At 65.0% G+C, this 16,851-nt stretch carries 14 protein-coding genes and 1 riboswitch; of the genes, 10 read left to right on the top strand and 4 right to left on the bottom strand.

Translation table 11 applies throughout. The annotated features are described in order from the left end of the window. Positions 1-10: 10 nt before the first annotated feature. Both M8J71_RS14540 and M8J71_RS14535 read right to left on the bottom strand, forming a co-directional pair. A complete protein-coding gene (locus M8J71_RS14540; protein ID WP_256248550.1) occupies positions 11-1,081 on the bottom strand; it encodes a hemolysin family protein in 1,071 nt (356 codons plus the stop codon). Further along, positions 1,078-2,412, bottom strand: a complete 1,335-nt coding sequence (locus M8J71_RS14535) for a hemolysin family protein (RefSeq protein ID WP_256248549.1) — start codon at positions 2,410-2,412, stop codon at positions 1,078-1,080. The genes M8J71_RS14540 and M8J71_RS14535 overlap by 4 nt, the downstream gene beginning before the upstream one ends. Before the next feature lie 537 nt (positions 2,413-2,949). Between M8J71_RS14535 and M8J71_RS14530 the strand changes: the two genes are divergently transcribed. From M8J71_RS14530 to M8J71_RS23655, 5 genes are all read left to right on the top strand, one after another. Next, positions 2,950-6,765 (top strand): multifunctional oxoglutarate decarboxylase/oxoglutarate dehydrogenase thiamine pyrophosphate-binding subunit/dihydrolipoyllysine-residue succinyltransferase subunit, encoded by a 3,816-nt coding sequence (locus M8J71_RS14530; RefSeq protein WP_256248548.1) that lies wholly within the window; start codon positions 2,950-2,952, stop codon positions 6,763-6,765. 143 nt (positions 6,766-6,908) lie between these two features. Beyond that, positions 6,909-7,508 carry a GDSL-type esterase/lipase family protein gene (locus tag M8J71_RS14525; protein WP_163162431.1) on the top strand — a complete coding sequence of 200 codons (600 nt, stop codon included), beginning with the start codon at positions 6,909-6,911 and terminating at the stop codon, positions 7,506-7,508. 83 nt (positions 7,509-7,591) lie between these two features. After that, positions 7,592-8,419: a DUF4097 family beta strand repeat-containing protein gene (locus M8J71_RS14520; RefSeq protein ID WP_256248547.1), complete on the top strand. Its 828-nt coding sequence runs from the start codon at positions 7,592-7,594 to the stop codon at positions 8,417-8,419. After that, positions 8,419-9,036 carry a PadR family transcriptional regulator gene (locus M8J71_RS14515; protein ID WP_256248546.1) on the top strand — a complete coding sequence of 206 codons (618 nt, stop codon included), beginning with the start codon at positions 8,419-8,421 and terminating at the stop codon, positions 9,034-9,036. Before M8J71_RS14520 ends, M8J71_RS14515 begins: the two co-directional genes overlap by 1 nt. A 122-nt stretch (positions 9,037-9,158) precedes the next feature. Next, positions 9,159-9,233, top strand: coding sequence for a 50S ribosomal protein bL37 (locus M8J71_RS23655; protein ID WP_369299106.1), 75 nt, complete (start codon positions 9,159-9,161; stop codon positions 9,231-9,233). 120 nt (positions 9,234-9,353) lie between these two features. Here the strand turns inward: M8J71_RS23655 and rsrA are convergent, their stop codons facing one another. Together rsrA and M8J71_RS14505 are read right to left on the bottom strand one after the other, a co-directional pair. Continuing rightward, on the bottom strand, positions 9,354-9,614 hold the full coding sequence (gene rsrA, locus M8J71_RS14510; RefSeq protein WP_256248545.1) for a mycothiol system anti-sigma-R factor: 261 nt from the start codon (positions 9,612-9,614) through the stop codon (positions 9,354-9,356). Next, positions 9,611-10,381, bottom strand: coding sequence for a sigma-70 family RNA polymerase sigma factor (locus tag M8J71_RS14505; RefSeq protein WP_256248544.1), 771 nt, complete (start codon positions 10,379-10,381; stop codon positions 9,611-9,613). Before M8J71_RS14505 ends, rsrA begins: the two co-directional genes overlap by 4 nt. A 281-nt stretch (positions 10,382-10,662) precedes the next feature. Here M8J71_RS14505 and M8J71_RS14500 point away from each other — a divergent pair, with 281 nt between their 5' ends. The 5 genes from M8J71_RS14500 to M8J71_RS14480 all read left to right on the top strand — a co-directional run bounded on the left by M8J71_RS14500 (position 10,663) and on the right by M8J71_RS14480 (position 16,845). Then, complete coding sequence (locus tag M8J71_RS14500) at positions 10,663-11,211, top strand: DoxX family protein (protein ID WP_256248543.1); 549 nt, start codon at positions 10,663-10,665, stop codon at positions 11,209-11,211. Positions 11,212-11,218: 7 nt separating this feature from the next. Beyond that, positions 11,219-12,610 (top strand): 3-phosphoshikimate 1-carboxyvinyltransferase, encoded by a 1,392-nt coding sequence (gene aroA, locus M8J71_RS14495; RefSeq protein ID WP_256248542.1) that lies wholly within the window; start codon positions 11,219-11,221, stop codon positions 12,608-12,610. Next, on the top strand, positions 12,594-13,709 hold the full coding sequence (gene rsgA, locus M8J71_RS14490) for a ribosome small subunit-dependent GTPase A (protein WP_256248541.1): 1,116 nt from the start codon (positions 12,594-12,596) through the stop codon (positions 13,707-13,709). The genes aroA and rsgA overlap by 17 nt, the downstream gene beginning before the upstream one ends. A gap of 48 nt (positions 13,710-13,757) precedes the next feature. Further along, positions 13,758-14,570: a histidinol-phosphatase gene (gene hisN, locus M8J71_RS14485; protein WP_256248540.1), complete on the top strand. Its 813-nt coding sequence runs from the start codon at positions 13,758-13,760 to the stop codon at positions 14,568-14,570. Positions 14,571-15,261: 691 nt separating this feature from the next. Further along, positions 15,262-15,375, top strand: a riboswitch (SAM riboswitch). A gap of 36 nt (positions 15,376-15,411) precedes the next feature. Continuing rightward, positions 15,412-16,845 (top strand): aminotransferase class V-fold PLP-dependent enzyme, encoded by a 1,434-nt coding sequence (locus M8J71_RS14480; protein WP_374114849.1) that lies wholly within the window; start codon positions 15,412-15,414, stop codon positions 16,843-16,845. Positions 16,846-16,851 lie beyond the last annotated feature (6 nt).

The raw sequence follows: 16,851 nt of genomic DNA, 5'->3' as shown, positions 1-16,851 counted from the left end.
CCCCGGACTGTCAGGCGCCGTTTGGCTGCCCCAGCCTGCGGACGCCCGTGGCCTGGGTGGCATCGCGGATTTCCCCCACAAGCTGCTCGATGACGTCTTCCAGGAACAGGACGCCCTTGGTATTGCCATCGGGGCCGATGACCCGCGCCAGATGCGAACCGGTGCGCTGCATCACCGACATCGCCTTTTCGATCTCGTCGTCCAGGGCCAGGTTCGCGAGCGACCTGATCCGGCTCTCGGCGATGGGGTGCTCGTAGGCCGCCTCCGGGATGGACAGGACGTCCTTCACGTGGAGGTAGCCGTACAGAAGGTCGTCATCGTCAAGCATGGGGAAGCGTGAGAATCCGGTGCGGCTTACGGCCTTCTCGAACTCCACCGGGGTGGTGGCTGCCTTCAGCATGACCAGTTTTTCCAGCGGAACCATGATGTCCGCCGCACTGTATTCCGAAAATTCGAGCGCGCCGGTGATGAGCCCGGCATCGTCGTCCACCAGGCCGTGGCGCGTTGACTCCTGCACGATCGACTGCACCTCTTCAAGGGTGAAGGAGGAATTCACCTCATCCTTGGGCTCAATGCGGAGCAGCTTGAGGATGTGGTTCGCGGACCAGTTAAGAACGGAGATGACGGGGTGGACCAGCCGGGCAACGAACATCAGCGGCGGGGCGAGCAAGAGCGCTGCCTTGTCGGCCACGCTCACCGAAATGTTCTTCGGCACCATCTCGCCGAAGGTCACGTGCAGGAACGTCACCAGCATCAGCACCACGGCGAAGGCAGCCACATCGGCAACTTCCATCGGCAGGCCCAACATCTCCAGCGGCACAACCAGCAGGTGGTGGATGGCCGGCTCTGCCACCAGCAGGATCAGCAGGGAACAGACCGTAATGCCCAGCTGGGCGCACGCGAGCATCAGCGAAACGTTCTCCATGGCCCGGAGCGTGGTTTGCGCCCGCTTGGAACCGGCTTCGGCCAGCGGTTCGATCTGGCTGCGCCGTGCTGACATCACCGCAAACTCGGCGGCAACAAAAAACGCGTTGCCGAACAGGAGGACAACCAGCCACAGTATTCCGGCCCAGTCGCTCATCGTTCAGTCCCGTCGTCGTTGTTCCCGGACTCCGGCTCGGCCGCCGGCTGGAAACAGATCCGGTCGATGCGCCGGCCGTCCATCCTGGTGACACTCAGGGTTCCGCCGCCAACGGGGACCGTGTCGCCCACCATGGCGATTCGGCCGAGCTTGCTCATCACATAGCCGCCCACTGTTTCGTAGGCCGCCTCATCGGGAACGGTCAGGCCGGAAATTTGTTCTGACAGTTCATCCGGGCGGAGCAGTCCGGGGAAGTACCAGTCGCCCGACGCGCTCTGCAGCAGCCCGGGTCGGACCTTGTCGTGCTCGTCCGACACCTCGCCCACGATTTCCTCCACGAGGTCCTCGAGGGTGGCGATGCCGGCGGTTCCACCGTATTCGTCCAGGACAATCGCGAGCTGCAGGTTGCCCTCGCGGAGTTCCGCCAGCAGGGCGTCGAGGTGGATGGTCTCCGGAACCCGAAGGACGTCCGTCATGATGGCCCCGGCTTCCAGGTTTTGCCGGCGGTCCCAGGGAACGGCCACCGCCTTTTTGACGTGGACCAGGCCCCTGATGTCGTCTGCGGATTCACCGATGATCGGGAAACGTGAGTATCCGGTCCGGCGTGCGGCAGCAACGATGTCGGAGACCGGCTGGTCGGCCTCGATGGTTTCCACCCGAATACGCGGCGTCATAACATCGGCCGCCGTCCGCGTCGAGAAGTTCAGGGTGCGTGCCACGAAGTTGGCCGTGCCGGCGTCGAGCGTTCCCATCTCCGCGGACCGCCGCACCAGCGACGAGAGTTCTGCAGGTGTCCTGGCGCCGGAAATCTCTTCCTTCGCCTCCAGCCCAAAGACGTTCAGGACCTTGTTGGAAAAGCCGTTAAGCACCACGATGGCGGGTTTGAACACGGCGGTGAACATCAGCTGTGGCCGTGCCAGGGCGCGGCCCACGGGGAAGGAAAGTGCGATGGCCATGTTCTTGGGGACCAGTTCGCCCAGGAGCATCGACAGCAGGGTGGCGATCACCATCGCCAGGACCAGCGAGATGGAGGCCACGGCTACGTCGGGAAGTCCGACGGCGGCCAGCGGCGCTTCCAGAAGCCGGCCCACTGATGGCTCCATCACGTAACCGGTCAGCAAGGTGGTCAACGTGATGCCCAGCTGGCAGCTGGAGAGCTGGGTGGAGAGGGACTTCAGGCAGGCAAGCAAAGGAACCGCGCCGGCGTCGCCGTCGTCGATGGCCCTCTGGACAGTGGCCTGGTCAAGGGCAATAAGGGAAAATTCGACGGCGACAAAAAAGCCCGTGCCGGCGATCAGCAGCAAACCAGCTGCGAGGAGGAGCCATTCCATTCAGCATCCCGTCCCGACAGCGGTGGCTGCAAGGCAGGGCATTGAAGACGGGAGGCGGCACCAGGAATATCGGTCCGGCGGAGGGTGGTCGGCCGATGCCGACGCAGTTTCCTTTGCAGCTGCCGCCGGTTGTGCCAGCGAATGGTGATGGGCGCGTGTTCGGGGTTTGCCGGCTCTGCGGGTGGACTGTGCGGCGCTCTTTGCGCTCCGCTGACAGCCCCCAGGCCGGCACCTAGATTTACTGTCCATAAGAATTTCAGTCTACAGGAGCCGGACTGTCCCGCCGCGACTCCCGCCGCGGCCCCCGGGGCGGCCGGCAGGCGCCGCAAAACCCTTATTTCCCCTCACGCCAGGACGCCATATTCGGGCCGTTTCGCGTCACTTCATGATTTGGGTCACCCTTATTGGCAGTTACCACACGATGCTTACTAGACTGGCATTGGTCTGGGTTCAGAGGACGCAGAGACCGGTTGAAACGTAGTGCTGAAGCACCGTGGGCCGGAGAGAAATCAAACTCATGGAAGAGGCGTATTTCAAGTGCCAGAGCAGCCTAGCCACCGTCTACCAGAGGAATTTGGCGGAAACGAGTGGCTCGTTGACGAACTGTACGAGCAGTACCAAAAGGACAAGAACGCTGTCGACGCCAAATGGTGGCCGCTGTTTGAATCCTTCGGCTCGGCCGGCAGTTCTTCTTCCAACGGAAACTCGGGGCATGCCGCTGCCCACCCTGCAACCAGGGAGATGCCGGTTGTGAATACAGCTCCTGCGGCACCGGCAGCGCCGCCGGCAGCAGCCCCTCCCGCTCCGGCGGCACCGCCTGCCTCTGCGGCATCCGCTGCTTCTGCGCCCGCACCGGTGAAGAAGGCTCCTGCCACCGTGGCCCGCGACGGTTCGAAGAAGACCGAGTCCGGCACGGGCTCGCAGCCCATCCCGGCGCAGCTGCCCAAGAACGTCAAGGCCCCTACGGCTCCTGAAGAGGACGTTGTTTCCGTCCTTCGCGGACCGGCAAAGGCCATTGCCACCAACATGGTCACCAGCCTCCAGGTACCCACCGCCACCAGCGTCCGGGCCATCCCTGCCAAGCTGCTGATCGACAACCGCGTTGTCATCAACTCCAACCTCGCCCGCGCACGCGGCGGCAAGGTCTCCTTCACGCACCTCATCGGCTACGCGGTCATCCGCGCGCTCTCCCAGTTCCCTTCCATGAACGTGTACTACGACGAAGTGGACGGCAAGCCAGTCGCCGTCCAGCCGGCACACGTCAACTTCGGCATCGCCATCGACATGCCGAAGCCCGACGGAACCCGCCTGCTGATGGTGCCGAACATCAAAAAGGCCGAGACCCTCAACTTCTCCGAGTTCTGGCACACCTACGAGGACCTCATCAAGCGTGCCCGCAACGGCAAGCTGACCGCTGAGGACCACCAGGGCACCACGGTCTCCCTGACCAACCCGGGCGGCATCGGCACTGTGCACTCCGTGCCGCGCCTTTCCAAAGGGCAGGCAGCCATCATCGGCGTCGGCGCACTCGACTACCCCGCCGAGTTCCAGGGTGCCAGCGAGAAGATCATCGCCCAGAACGCCATCAGCAAGGTCCTCACGCTGACCTCCACCTACGATCACCGCGTGATCCAGGGCGCAGGCAGCGGTGAGTTCCTGAAGCTGGTCCACCAGCTCCTGCTCGGCGCGCAGAACTTCTATGACGAGATCTTCGAGTCCCTGCGCATCCCGTACGAGCCCGTACGCTGGAGCGCGGACAAGCAGGTGGACCCGGCAGACGAAATCAACAAGGTTGCCCGGATCCAGCAGCTGATCCACTCCTACCGCGTCCGCGGACACCTGATGGCGGACACCGATCCCCTCGAATACGTCCAGCGCAAGCACCCGGACCTCGACGTCCTCACATACGGCCTGACGCTCTGGGACCTGGACCGCGAATGGCCCACCGGTGGCTTCGGCGGCAAGCCCATGCTCAAGTTCCGCGACATCCTGGGCGTCCTCCGTGACGCCTACTGCCGCACCACGGGCATTGAGTACATGCACATCCAGGAGCCTGCCGAGCGCAAGTGGTTCCAGGACCAGCTGGAGCACCCGTACTCAAAGCCCAGCCGTGAAGAGCAGCTGCGCATCGTCTCCAAGCTGAACGCAGCGGAGGCGTTTGAGACCTTCCTGCAGACTAAGTTCGTAGGCCAGAAGCGGTTCTCCCTCGAAGGCGGCGAGTCCCTGATTCCGCTGCTTGACGCCATCATGTCCGACGCCGCCGATGACGGCCTGGACGAGGTAGCCATCGGCATGGCCCACCGCGGCCGCCTGAACGTGCTCACCAACATTGCCGGCAAGACCTACGCTCAGGTTTTCCGCGAATTCGAGGGCACCCAGGATCCCCGCTCCGTCCAGGGCTCCGGCGACGTCAAGTACCACCTCGGCACTGAGGGAACGTTCACCTCGGACAACGGCAAGGAGACCAAGGTTTACCTGGCCGCCAACCCGTCCCACCTGGAAGCAGTCGACCCGGTCCTCGAGGGCATCGTCCGCGCCAAGCAGGACCGCCTGGACCAGGGCGAGTCGTTCCCGGTCCTGCCCATCGTCGTCCACGGCGATGCTGCGTTCGCAGGCCAGGGCGTGGTTGCCGAAACACTCAACCTGTCCCAGCTCCGCGGCTACCGCACCGGTGGAACCATCCACATCGTGGTCAACAACCAGGTGGGCTTCACCACTGCCCCCTCATCGTCCCGGTCCTCCACGTACTCCACCGACGTCGCCAAGATGATCCAGGCACCGGTGTTCCACGTGAATGGCGATGATCCCGAGGCTGTGGTCCGCATCGGCCAGCTCGCCTACGAGTTCCGCCAGCGGTTCCACAAGGACGTTGTGATCGACATGGTTTGCTACCGCCGGCGCGGGCACAACGAGGGCGACGACCCCTCGATGACCCAGCCGCTGATGTACAACCTGATCGAAGCCAAGCGTTCAGTCCGCAAGCTCTACACTGAATCGCTCATCGGCCGTGGTGACATCACCGAGGAAGAAGCCGAGCAGTTGCTCCGCGACTACCAGGAGCGGCTGGAGCGGGTCTTCGCCGAGACCCACGCAGCGCAGACCTCCCCGATTCCGATCATCACCGCGGATTCGGCAGCTGTGTCGGACATTGAACGGCCCATCGCCCAGCAGTCCGATTCCAGCACGAATTCCCCCGTGTCCACCGCCATCTCCGCGGATACCCTGGCCCGGATCGGCAAGGCGCACCTGGAGGCTCCGGAGGGCTTCACCATCCACGCGAAGCTGAAGCAGCTGCTGGAGAAGCGCGAACAGATGTCCCGCGAAGGCGGCATCGACTGGGGCTTCGGCGAGATCGCAGCCTTTGGCTCCCTCATCATGGAAGGCGTGCCGGTTCGCCTGGCGGGCCAGGACTCGCGCCGCGGCACGTTCGTACAGCGCCACGCCGTCTTCCACGACCGCGCCAACGGCAAGGAATGGCTGCCGCTGGGCAACCTCTCCGATGACCAGGCCAAGCTGTGGATCTACGATTCACTGCTGTCCGAATACGCGGCCATGGGCTTCGAGTACGGCTACTCGGTGGAACGCCCCGATGCCCTCGTCCTGTGGGAAGCCCAGTTCGGCGACTTCGTCAACGGTGCGCAGACCATCATTGACGAGTTCATCTCCTCCGCCGAGCAGAAGTGGGGCCAGCGCTCCTCACTGGTGCTGATGCTTCCGCACGGCTACGAGGGCCAGGGCCCGGACCACTCGTCAGCAAGGATCGAGCGCTTCCTGCAGCTGTGTGCCGAAGAGAACATGATCGTGGCCAACCCCACCACTGCGGCCTCGCACTTCCACCTGCTGCGCCGCCAGGCGTACAGCCGCCCGCGGAAGCCGCTGATCATCTTTACGCCCAAGCAGCTGCTCCGCCTCAAGGCCGCCGCATCTTCAGTGGAGGACTTCACCAACGGCGGGTTCCGGCCTGTCATTGGTGACCATGAGCAGCTGGCCGCAGACGCCGTCGAACGCGTTCTGCTGGTCTCCGGCCGCCTGTACTACGATCTCCTGTCCACCCGGCAGAAGACTGATGACAAGACGACCGCGATTGTCCGGGTGGAGCAGCTTTACCCGCTGCCGCACGCGGAAATCGCTGCCGAGCTGGCCAAGTACCCCAACGCCGAGGTTGTCTGGGCGCAGGACGAACCAGCCAACCAGGGACCGTGGCCGTTCATTGGCCTGAACCTTCCGGACGCCCTGGATCGCAGGGTCCGCCTGGTGTCGCGGCCTGCCTCGGCCTCCACGGCTGCCGGCTCCATGAAGCGCCACGCCGCGGAGCAGGATGCCCTGCTGAAGCAGGCATTTGCGCGGAAGTAACCAGTAAGGCTGCCCGGCCGGACGTCGAAATACCAGACTCCGGCCGGGCAGTTCTGTTTAATGGGATGGACAGCGCCGGCCCGATCCCCCTAAGTGGTCCGGGTGGCGACGGGCAGAGCCAGCACCGAAGTTAAGAGGAACGTGTGGAAGACAGGAAGCTGCGTATCGCAGCTGTAGGAGATGAACTGCTGGCTGGACTCGGTGATCCCCGGGCGCTCGGCTGGCTGGGCCGCGTGTTGGCCCGCACTCCCCAGGATGGCATGCTCCTGGAAAGCTATGCCCTCCCCTGTCCGCAGGAAGGAACGGAAGGCCTGGCCGCGCGCTGGATGGACGAGGCCGGCCGGCGGTTCAGCGACCAGGCCGAGAACCGCTTGGTGATAGGCCTGTCCGGCCGGGATATCGAGTTCGGACTTTCCACCGCCCGCAGCCGGCTCAATCTGGCCAACATCCTGGACTCTGCGTCCCAGAACCGTCTGGGGGTCTTTGTAGTGGGACCGCCACCCACCCTGGACCCTGCGCAGAACCGCCGGCTCGACGAGTTGAACACGGCTTTCGCTGACGTCACCACGCGCCGCAAACATCTTTATGTTGACACTTTCTCTCCCCTCCTGAACCACGAACAGTGGCGCCAGGACCTGGCCGCAAATGGCGGTACGCCCGGACAGGCCGGATACGGGCTCATGGCCTGGCTGGTACTGCACCGTGGCTGGTTCCAGTGGCTGGGCATGGCCGTCCCGGAGTAGGAGCAATTCACGATATATCTTGACCTCTGCCTACGCTGGCAGTACGTTGGTTCCATCACGCGATATATCGTCTTGGAGGACCAATGGCTGAGCAAAACTGGGATGTCACAAGCGCCCAGACCATCGACGTCGACTCTGTAACGTCCCTGAAGCTGGGCATGGTGCGGGGTCGTTTCGACGTCGTGGCGCATCACGAGCCAGTCACCCGGATAGAAATTTCCGAGGTCCAGGGCGACCCCGTGGCGGTTTCGCTGGAGGACGGCCGGCTGGAGGTCCGTCACCAGCTGCATGGCCCGCAGGGCTGGTTCAAGAACCTCATGGGAACGGTCAGCCACAACAGTGAGAATTACGCAGTCATCAGCATTGCGGTTCCGGCGACGGTTGAAGTTGAGGCAGGCACCGTCAGCGGTGACGGCCTCGTTTCAGGGATGGCGGGCCGCACGCGCCTGAACACTGTTTCCGGCTCTGTCATGTCCGACGGCACGGACGGCGAACTGCACGTCAACACCGTCAGTGGTGAGGTGAGCGCCCGCGATCACAGCGGCGTCCTTACTGCCAAGACCGTATCCGGCGAGGTGACGGCGTCCGGCAACTTCAGCCATATCCGGGCCAACACGGTCAGCGGCGGCATGAGTTTCGACCTGCTGGGCTACACTCAGGATTTCGGGGCAAATTCAGTATCGGGAGACCTCACCATCCGGATCCCCCACGACGTCGGCGTGGATATCGTGGCCAAATCGGCCAGTGGAACAGTGGTGATCGACCAGCAGAAGTACCACGTGCCCGGCGGCAAAGTGGAAACGATCGCCGGTCCGGACGCCAAACTCATGCTCGTCAGGACCAATTCCGTGTCAGGAACAACGTCCATCTTCCACAGCGGATCGTCCGGGAACGCGGAAGAACGGCCCTGATGCCGGCCGTCTTTGCCCACGGTGCCCTGCGGCTCTACCTTTTGTCCCTGCTGGAGTCCGGCCCGAAGCATGGCTACGAGCTCATCAAGGCGCTCAAGGAACGGTTCGGCGGCACCTACTCCCCCAGTGCGGGCACCATCTACCCACGGTTGGGGAAACTCGAGGAGGAGGGGTTGGTCGCCACGGAATCGGCCGGGCGCCGCACCAACTACCGCATCACGCCTGCCGGACTGGCGGAGCTGAACCTGCGCCGGGAAGAACTGGCAGCAGTTGAAAAAGAGATTTCCGCCTCCGTACGGCGACTGGCAGACAACCTCCGCGAGGACATCCGCAGCAATATGCGCGGGCTGCGGGCTGACCTTGCAGCGACGGCGGAGGCCGCCCGTGCCGCCGCCGGTTCGGTCGATTTCACGGTCTCCACTGGAAGGCCGGCCCCCGAGGGCAAACGCTCCCTGAAGGACGCCGAGATGATGCTCCAGTCCTTCCGTGATGACCTCCGGACCGAACTGCGCCTTCAGGCCGGCAAGGAGCCACTCAATCCCGTGGTCCTGGAAACGCTCAGGACGGTGCTGGAGCAGGCCCGCATTGCCGTCCGGAATTCCCTCCTCGAAAAGTAGCTCCGCGCCAGGGCCGCACATCGAACCGCAGGTCACGCGGTGGTTGCCGGTTCGCGGGGCGCCGCATCATGTGGGAGACTTGAGGGCAGCTCTTTTGAGTACCAACAGTAAGGAGGCCAGCTATGAGCAAGCGTGCACGCAAGCGTCGTGACCGTAAGCGTGGCGGCGCGAACCACGGGAAGCGCCCCAACACCTAGGCACAATGCCAGGTACTACGGTTCACAGCAAAGGACCCCGGAAGCCACTCGGCTTCCGGGGTCCTTTGTACTTATTGGCGGGATCGTCGCCCTGCCCGGCTGCTGGACAGCCGACCTGGGCTAGGCGTCCACCGGGCGGATCGAATGGATCCGGTCCAGGATGGCGTTCTTGAGGTTCTCGGGAGCAGCCTCAGTGCAGGAACGCTTGACCATGTTTCGGATGACGCACTCAAGGTCGTACTGCTCCGTGCATTCGGGGCAGTCATCAAGGTGGGTCTTTATTTCCGTGATGTCCTTACGGGTCAAGGCTCCGTCCAGATACTCGTAGATGCGTTGCATCCGGGTGTCGTCGCAGTCGCCCAATCCCTGGCAGTCGCTCATTTCCTGTTCTCCTGTTGTGTGCTTTCCGCCGCGTCCTGCGGACCTGCGGCCGTTTTGAATCCCCGCTCGGCGGCGTACTCCCCGAGCATGTCCCGCAACATTCTCCGGCCGCGGTGGAGCCGGGACATCACAGTGCCGATGGGCGTGTTCATGATGTCTGAAATTTCCTTGTACGCGAAGCCCTCCACGTCCGCGAAGTAGACCGCGAGGCGGAACTCTTCGGGGATGTCCTGGAGCGCGCGCTTGACGTCCGAATCGGGCAGGTGATCCAGCGCCTCTGCCTCAGCGGAGCGGAGCCCGATGGAGGTGTGTGACTCAGCCCGCGCCAACTGCCAGTCCTCGATGGTGTCAGAGTTGGACTGGAGCGGCTCGCGCTGCCGTTTGCGGTACAGATTGATATAGGTGTTCGTCAGGATCCGGTAGAGCCAGGCCTTGAGGTTTGTGCCGGGCTTGTACTGGTGAAACGCGGAAAAGGCCTTGGTGTAGGCCTCCTGGACGAGGTCCTCCGCGTCAGCCGGGTTCCGGGCCATGCGCATCGCAGCCGAGTAAAGCTGATCGACATACTGCATCGCGTCACGCTCAAAGCGGACTCGGCGCTCCTCGGCGGATTCCGTGGAAAGCTCAACCACCTCTTCGGTGGTTTCCGCGTTGGGCTGCACGGATTCTGCCGTCGCCTCCGCCGGCTCGTGCCGTGCGTCAGCGCTGCTCTTGGCTTCGCTTTGGGAAGCCTCATACATGGCCGAAACGGCCGGATCCAAGGTGCTCATTGCCTTCAAGTCTACTGTCAGGCTCCGCGCACGCGGCGAGCCGTACTCGGGGGGTTCGTCCTCCAACGAGTCCATTGCCACCGGGCCTGCCGCTTCAATTCCGTCCAACACCCGCCTCAAGGGCCAACTCCGCTCTGTTGTCCGGTGCTTTGTGGTTCGGGCCCGGCTCTCGCGGACCCAGCATCCATAACCCCTGGCCTTGGGCAAATATTCCCCAAAAGTGCAAGACTAGAACCGACTTCGCCGCACCCGACGCGGTTCGTCCATCCAGGAGGAAATCCATGTCCTTTGTCCGCACACTCGCACGGCCCATGCTGGCTTCCAGTTTTGTTTTTGCCGGAATGGATAAGCTCAAGAACGCCGATGACACCGCCCAACAGTTGTCACCCCTGCTGAGCAAGGCAACGGCGGCGCTGCCGTTCCGTACCGACGAAAAGACGCTGGCACGGGTTATCGGTGGCACGCAGGTGGGCGCGGGCGTCCTCTTTGGGCTCGGGAAGTTTTCCCGGCTTTCAGCCACTGTGCTGACCGTCATCTCCCTTCTCAACACCTTTGTCGAGTGGCGCAGCGCGGACATCAGCAGCAAGGAAGGCCGCGGGAACCGCCGCAACCAGCTGCTCAAGAACCTTTCATTGAGCGGCGGGGCCCTGCTCGCTTCCGTTGACACGGCAGGCAAACCGGGACTGGCGTGGCGCGCAGAGCACCTCGCCGCCGACGCGCGGAAGGGTGCCGCCCACCTTGCCGCGGATGCCAGGAAGACCACCAACAAGAAGCTCTCCAAAGCCGATAAGGTGGTCCGCCGCGCCGTTGAACAGGCCACGGGGGCATAAGCAGGACATGACCGCCGCGCCCTCCACCGCCCAGGACAACTCCGGAACGTCCCTCCCCCACTGGCCTGCACCCTTCGCCTCCCGCCCGGTGGATGCCACCATCACGGTGCCCGGTTCAAAGTCGCTGACCAACCGGTACCTGGTCCTTGCCGCCCTGGCCAACGGCCCGTCGCGCCTGCGCGCGCCGCTGCACTCCAGGGATTCCGCACTGATGATTGACGCGCTCCGGCAGTTGGGCGCCACCATCACCGAGGTGCCGGGCGACGGAGCATTCGGGCCGGACCTGGAGGTTCTGCCGCTGCCGGCTAATGCCGCATCGGCTTCCACCAGGATCGACTGCGGCCTTGCCGGCACGGTGATGCGGTTCGTTCCGCCGCTGGCGGCGCTGCGGAACGGTGCCAGCCTGTTCGACGGCGACCCGCATGCCCGGAAGCGGCCCATGGGAACCATCATCGAAGCGCTCAAGGCGCTGGGAGTGGCCGTTTCCGCTGAAGGCGGCGGCACGCCGTCGTCGCTGCCGTTTGCAGTGGAGGGTACCGGAGAAGTTCGGGGCGGCCACCTGGTCATCGATGCCAGCGCCTCCTCACAGTTCGTTTCGGCCCTTCTCCTCGTGGGGGCACGGTTCACCGAGGGCCTGCACCTTGAGCATGTAGGAAAACCTGTACCGAGCCTGGACCACATCAATATGACCGTCGCTGTCCTGCGGGGGGCCGGGGTTGTAGTTGACGATTCGGTTCCCAACCACTGGGTTGTTGCCCCTGGACCCATCCAGGCCTTCGACCAGCGGATTGAGCAGGACCTGTCCAATGCCGGTCCGTTCCTTGCCGCGGCCCTGGCTTCCGGCGGAACGGTGCGGATTCCCGGCTGGCCCGAACAGACACAGCAGGTGGGCGATCTCTGGCGGAGCATTCTTGCCGAGATGGGCGCAGAGGTTACCCTGCGCGACGGTGTCCTGACCGTAACGGGCGGAGCGGAGATCAAGGGCGGGGACTTCGCGGACACGAGTGAGCTGGCGCCGACGGTCGCCGCATTGTGTGCCCTGGCCAGCGGCCCCTCCCGGCTCAGCGGCATTGCGCACCTTCGCGGGCACGAAACCGACAGGCTGGCTGCACTGGTCACCGAGATCAACCGCCTTGGCGGTGATGCCGAGGAAACCAGCGACGGCCTGGTGATCCGGCCCGCCAGGCTACACGCCGGCGTCGTCCGCAGTTATGCCGACCATCGCATGGCCACGGCCGGAGCCATCCTCGGCCTGGCAGTGGAGGGCGTGCAGGTGGAGGACATCGCCACGACTGCCAAAACCATGCCCGACTTTCCCCGGCTGTGGGCAGCCATGCTTGCCCAGGCGGGCCCGTCCAGTACCGGCACGGGAGGTTCAACCGGTGGCCCGGAGCACTGATTCCTGGGACGAATCGGATGTCCGCATCCGGCCCAGCAAGAAGGGCTCGCGTCCCCGCACCAAGGATCGGCCCAGCCATGATGATGCCGTCACGGGACGCATTATCACCGTTGACCGCGGCAGGTATACGGCCGTGGTGGGTGAGGACTCCGGCAACGAACGCGTAGTCATTGCAGCGAGGGCACGGGAGCTGCGCCGCAACCCGGTGGTGGCGGGCGATTTCGTCTCCCTCGTAGGCGATGTCTCCGGCGAACCGGACACCTTGGCCCGGCTGGTCAAGATCCAGGACCGCAGGACCCTCCTGCGCCGCAGTGCGGACGACACCGATCCCGTGGAACGCGCCGTGGTGGCCAACGCGGACCAGCTCGTCATTGTGGTGGCGGCTGCCAACCCCGAGCCCCGCACCGGCTTCATCGACCGTGCCCTGGTGGCGGCGTACGACGCCGGGATCGAGCCGATCCTGTTGGTCACCAAGGCGGATGTCAAGGATCCAGCGGAGCTGTTGTCCAACTACACCCACCTCGACTTCCCCGTGATCATCAGCCGGACGGCCGACTCCAGCGCCTCGGGGATCGATGCCCGCTCGGACGACGGACTGTCCGCACGCCTGGACAGCGGGGCTGTCGCGGAACTCCGCGGTTACCTGGATGGAAAAGTGACAGTCATGCTGGGGCATTCAGGCGTCGGCAAGTCGACCATGGTGAACGCACTGACCGGTGCAGAGCGTGCCACCGGCGGGGTTAATGCGGTGACAGGTCGGGGCCGCCACACGTCGTCGTCGGCGCTGGCCCTGAGGCTGGCGGACGCACCCGCCGGCAGCTGGATCATCGACACCCCGGGCATCCGCACCTTCGGCCTGGCCCACGTGGACCCGGACCGGATCCTGCGTTCCTTCCCGGACCTCTCCCCCGGCATCGAGGATTGCGAACGCGGGTGCAAGCACACCGCCACCGCTGTGAACTGCGGCCTGGACGCCTGGGTGGGCGGCGGCCACGCCGGTGCCACCGGAGAAGCCCGGCTGGCATCTCTGCGGCGCCTCCTGGGCACGGACCCGCGGCTGGAGGCGCAGGAGGCGAAGGAACTGGGCAGCGTCAACTGACGGCGCCGATCTCCCAGCAGAACCGCGCGCAGACGGTAGTTTGGAACCATGATCCAACCCGCTTCAAGCTATAACGATGACCTGCGCCTGGCGCACGTCCTGGCAGATTCCGTGGATGACCAGACCATGAGCCGCTTCAAGGCCCAGGACCTCCAGGTGGAGACCAAGCCCGACCTGACGCCGGTCACCGACGCGGACAAGGCGGCGGAAGAAGCCATCCGAGGGCAGTTGTCCCGTTCCCGTCCGCGTGACGCCGTGCTCGGCGAAGAGTTCGGCAGCACCGGCCACGGGTCCCGCCGCTGGATCATCGATCCCATTGACGGCACCAAGAACTTCGTCCGCGGGGTCCCCGTCTGGGCCACCCTGATCGCCCTGGTGGATGAAGGCGAGCCGGTTGTTGGAGTGGTGAGCGCTCCCGCCCTGGGCAAGCGCTGGTGGGCGGCCAAGGGCATGGGCGCCTACATGGGACGTTCGCTGGCTGCTGCCACCCGGCTCCGCGTCTCGAATGTCGCCAACCTTTCGGACGCTTCGCTGTCCTATTCCAGCCTGGGCGGGTGGAAGGAACGCGGGAACCTGGACAACTTCCTGGGCCTCACCGAGGACGTGTGGCGGACCCGGGCTTTCGGCGATTTCTGGTCCTACTGCATGGTGGCTGAAGGCGCCGTGGACATCGCCTGCGAACCCGAGCTCAACCTTTACGACATGGCGGCACTCGTGCCGATCGTCGTTGAAGCGGGTGGCCGCTTCACCTCCCTCGAAGGAGAGGACGGGCCGTTCGGCGGCAACGCACTGGCCACCAACTCCATCCTGCACTCCGAGGTGCTCCGCAGGCTGAACCCCGACCTGGACGACCTTCCCTAGGGTCCTTCACCGAAGAATCAGCGGCGGGGGGCCCCCCAAAAAGGAGCCCCCCCCCGCGTTTTTCGGCCCAACGCAAGCTTTTTTAAAGGGTGACAAAAAGCAGAAACAATTTGTCTGCGCTTTCGCACTCTCCGCCCCCCTGTCCCCGCTTACCACCACGACACGGGGTCCCGCGGCAACCCGCTGGGTGCTCGCCGCCCGCACCCCCCCCCCGGCAACGCCGTACCCTCCCCCCCGGTGACTCCGGGGTCCCCCCGCCCAACACGCCCCACGCCTACCGCATGGCCAGCCACTACACGCGCTTCCTCAACTGGATGACGCCCGGCGGCGCCGAGGCCTACTACGAGCGCGTCGGCACGCCCATCGACTCCCACATCCCGCACGACAGTTCCGTGCGTGGTCTGGGGGCTCGGGGGTTATAAAAGGAGGCGAGGGCGGGGCGGGCCCGTCGGCGCCCACCCCCCCCCCCCCCACCCCCTTCCGCCCCCCGGGGGTCCCCCGCGGCCCACCCCCCGCCCGGCCCGCCTTCCTCGAGGCCCCTACACAAAAGAACGGGGGGGGGCCCCCCCAAAAGGGGGGCGCCCGCCGTCGTTTCTTCGGCCAAAGCAGCACTTTTCAGCAGGCGTAACAAAGTGCTTAACATTTGTGCCGGCTTCGAACCTTCCTGCCCCATGTCCTACGCTCTTAACCAGGTCACGAGTGCCAGCGCGAAACCCCGGTTTGCTGGCCGGCAACCCTCCAACCGCGGTGGGGTGCCCCGGGTGACGACCAGGCCGGTCCGGAACGGATGCGGCAAGCGCGGATTCCCGGAGCAGGGAGTCCTTTTCGAAGTGAGGTCTCTGTGACAACTGCCACCGTCTCCCCCAACGCCGCCGCCCAGCCCATCCAGGCTGAAGCTGCTGCCCTTTTTGATGCCCGCCGTACTGTTGCCGGCCGTCCCCTTGCTGCCGTCACAGGCGCGGAAATCCAGGCGCCCCTGATCTCCGGCGGCCACGTCCGGTACGCAAACCTCGACTATGGTGCCTCGGCTCCAGCCCTCTCCGTGGTCTCGGCCTACCTCAACGAGATCCTGCCCTTCTACGCGAGCGTCCACCGCGGCGCCGGCTACGCGTCCCAGATCAGCACGTCCGTCTACGAGAACGCCCGCAGCATTGTCCGGGACTTTGTGGGCGGCCGCCCTGACGACTCGGTGATATTCACCCGCAACACCACCGATTCCCTCAACCTGCTGGCGGGCTGCCTGCCCGCGACGGACGGACGTCCGGACGGCGACGTCCTATACCTGGACATCGAACACCACGCGAACCTGCTGCCGTGGCAGGGTGTCCCCCACCGGAGCATCGTTGCCGCTGACACCATCGCCGGGACCATCGAGTCCGTGCGCGACGAGCTGGAGCAGGGCGGCGTGAGCCTGCTCGCCGTCACCGGCGCCTCCAACGTCACCGGTGAGATTCTTCCCATCCGGGCCCTCGCCGCGCTCGCCCACGAACACGGCGCACGGATTGTGGTTGACGCGGCCCAGCTTGCGCCGCACCGCCGCGTGAACATCGCCGCGGACGGCGTCGACTACCTCGCCTTCTCCGGCCACAAGCTTTACGCGCCGTTTGGTACCGGTGTACTGGTGGGACGCGCCGACTGGCTCGACGCCGGAACGCCCCACCTCGCAGGCGGCGGCGCCGTCAAGGAAGCCAGGCTCGACGGCGTCAGCTGGGCCACCGGCCCTGCCCGCCATGAGGCCGGCTCGCCGAACGTCCTTGGCGCAGCTACGCTGGCCCGCGCCACACAGGTGATCGCCGGCCTGGACCAGGAGCAGTGGCACGCCCACGAATCGGCCATCCGATCCTTCCTGGTGGAAGGCCTGCAGAACATTGACGGCGTGACTGTGCATCAGATCTTCAAGGACACCAACCCGGATACGGACACGATCGGCGTGGTCAACTTCTCCGTAGAAGGCTACGACGCCGGTCTCGTGGCCGCCTACCTGTCTGCGGAACACGGCGTAGGCCTGCGGGACGGCCGCTTCTGCGCGCACCCGCTGCTGAAGCGGCTCGGGCTTCCTTCCGGTTCCCTGCGTGCGAGTTTCGGTGTCGGTTCACGCCTCGAGGATGCAGAACGGCTCCTTGCCGGCATCGACTCGCTGCGCCGCAACGGCCTGGGGTGGGACTACGTCGTGGACGCGGGGCGCTGGGTTCCCGCCAACGACACGCGCACGTACCCGCACTGGGCACCGAACACTCCAGGGACCGCCGGGGCCGCCCCCTGCATCGACGACTGAACACTC

It is taken from the genome of Pseudarthrobacter sp. R1 (assembly GCF_024494415.1).
In the GTDB taxonomy this organism is placed as follows: Bacteria; Actinomycetota; Actinomycetes; order Actinomycetales; family Micrococcaceae; genus Arthrobacter.
This window is presented reverse-complemented; position numbering and strand designations above follow the sequence as displayed.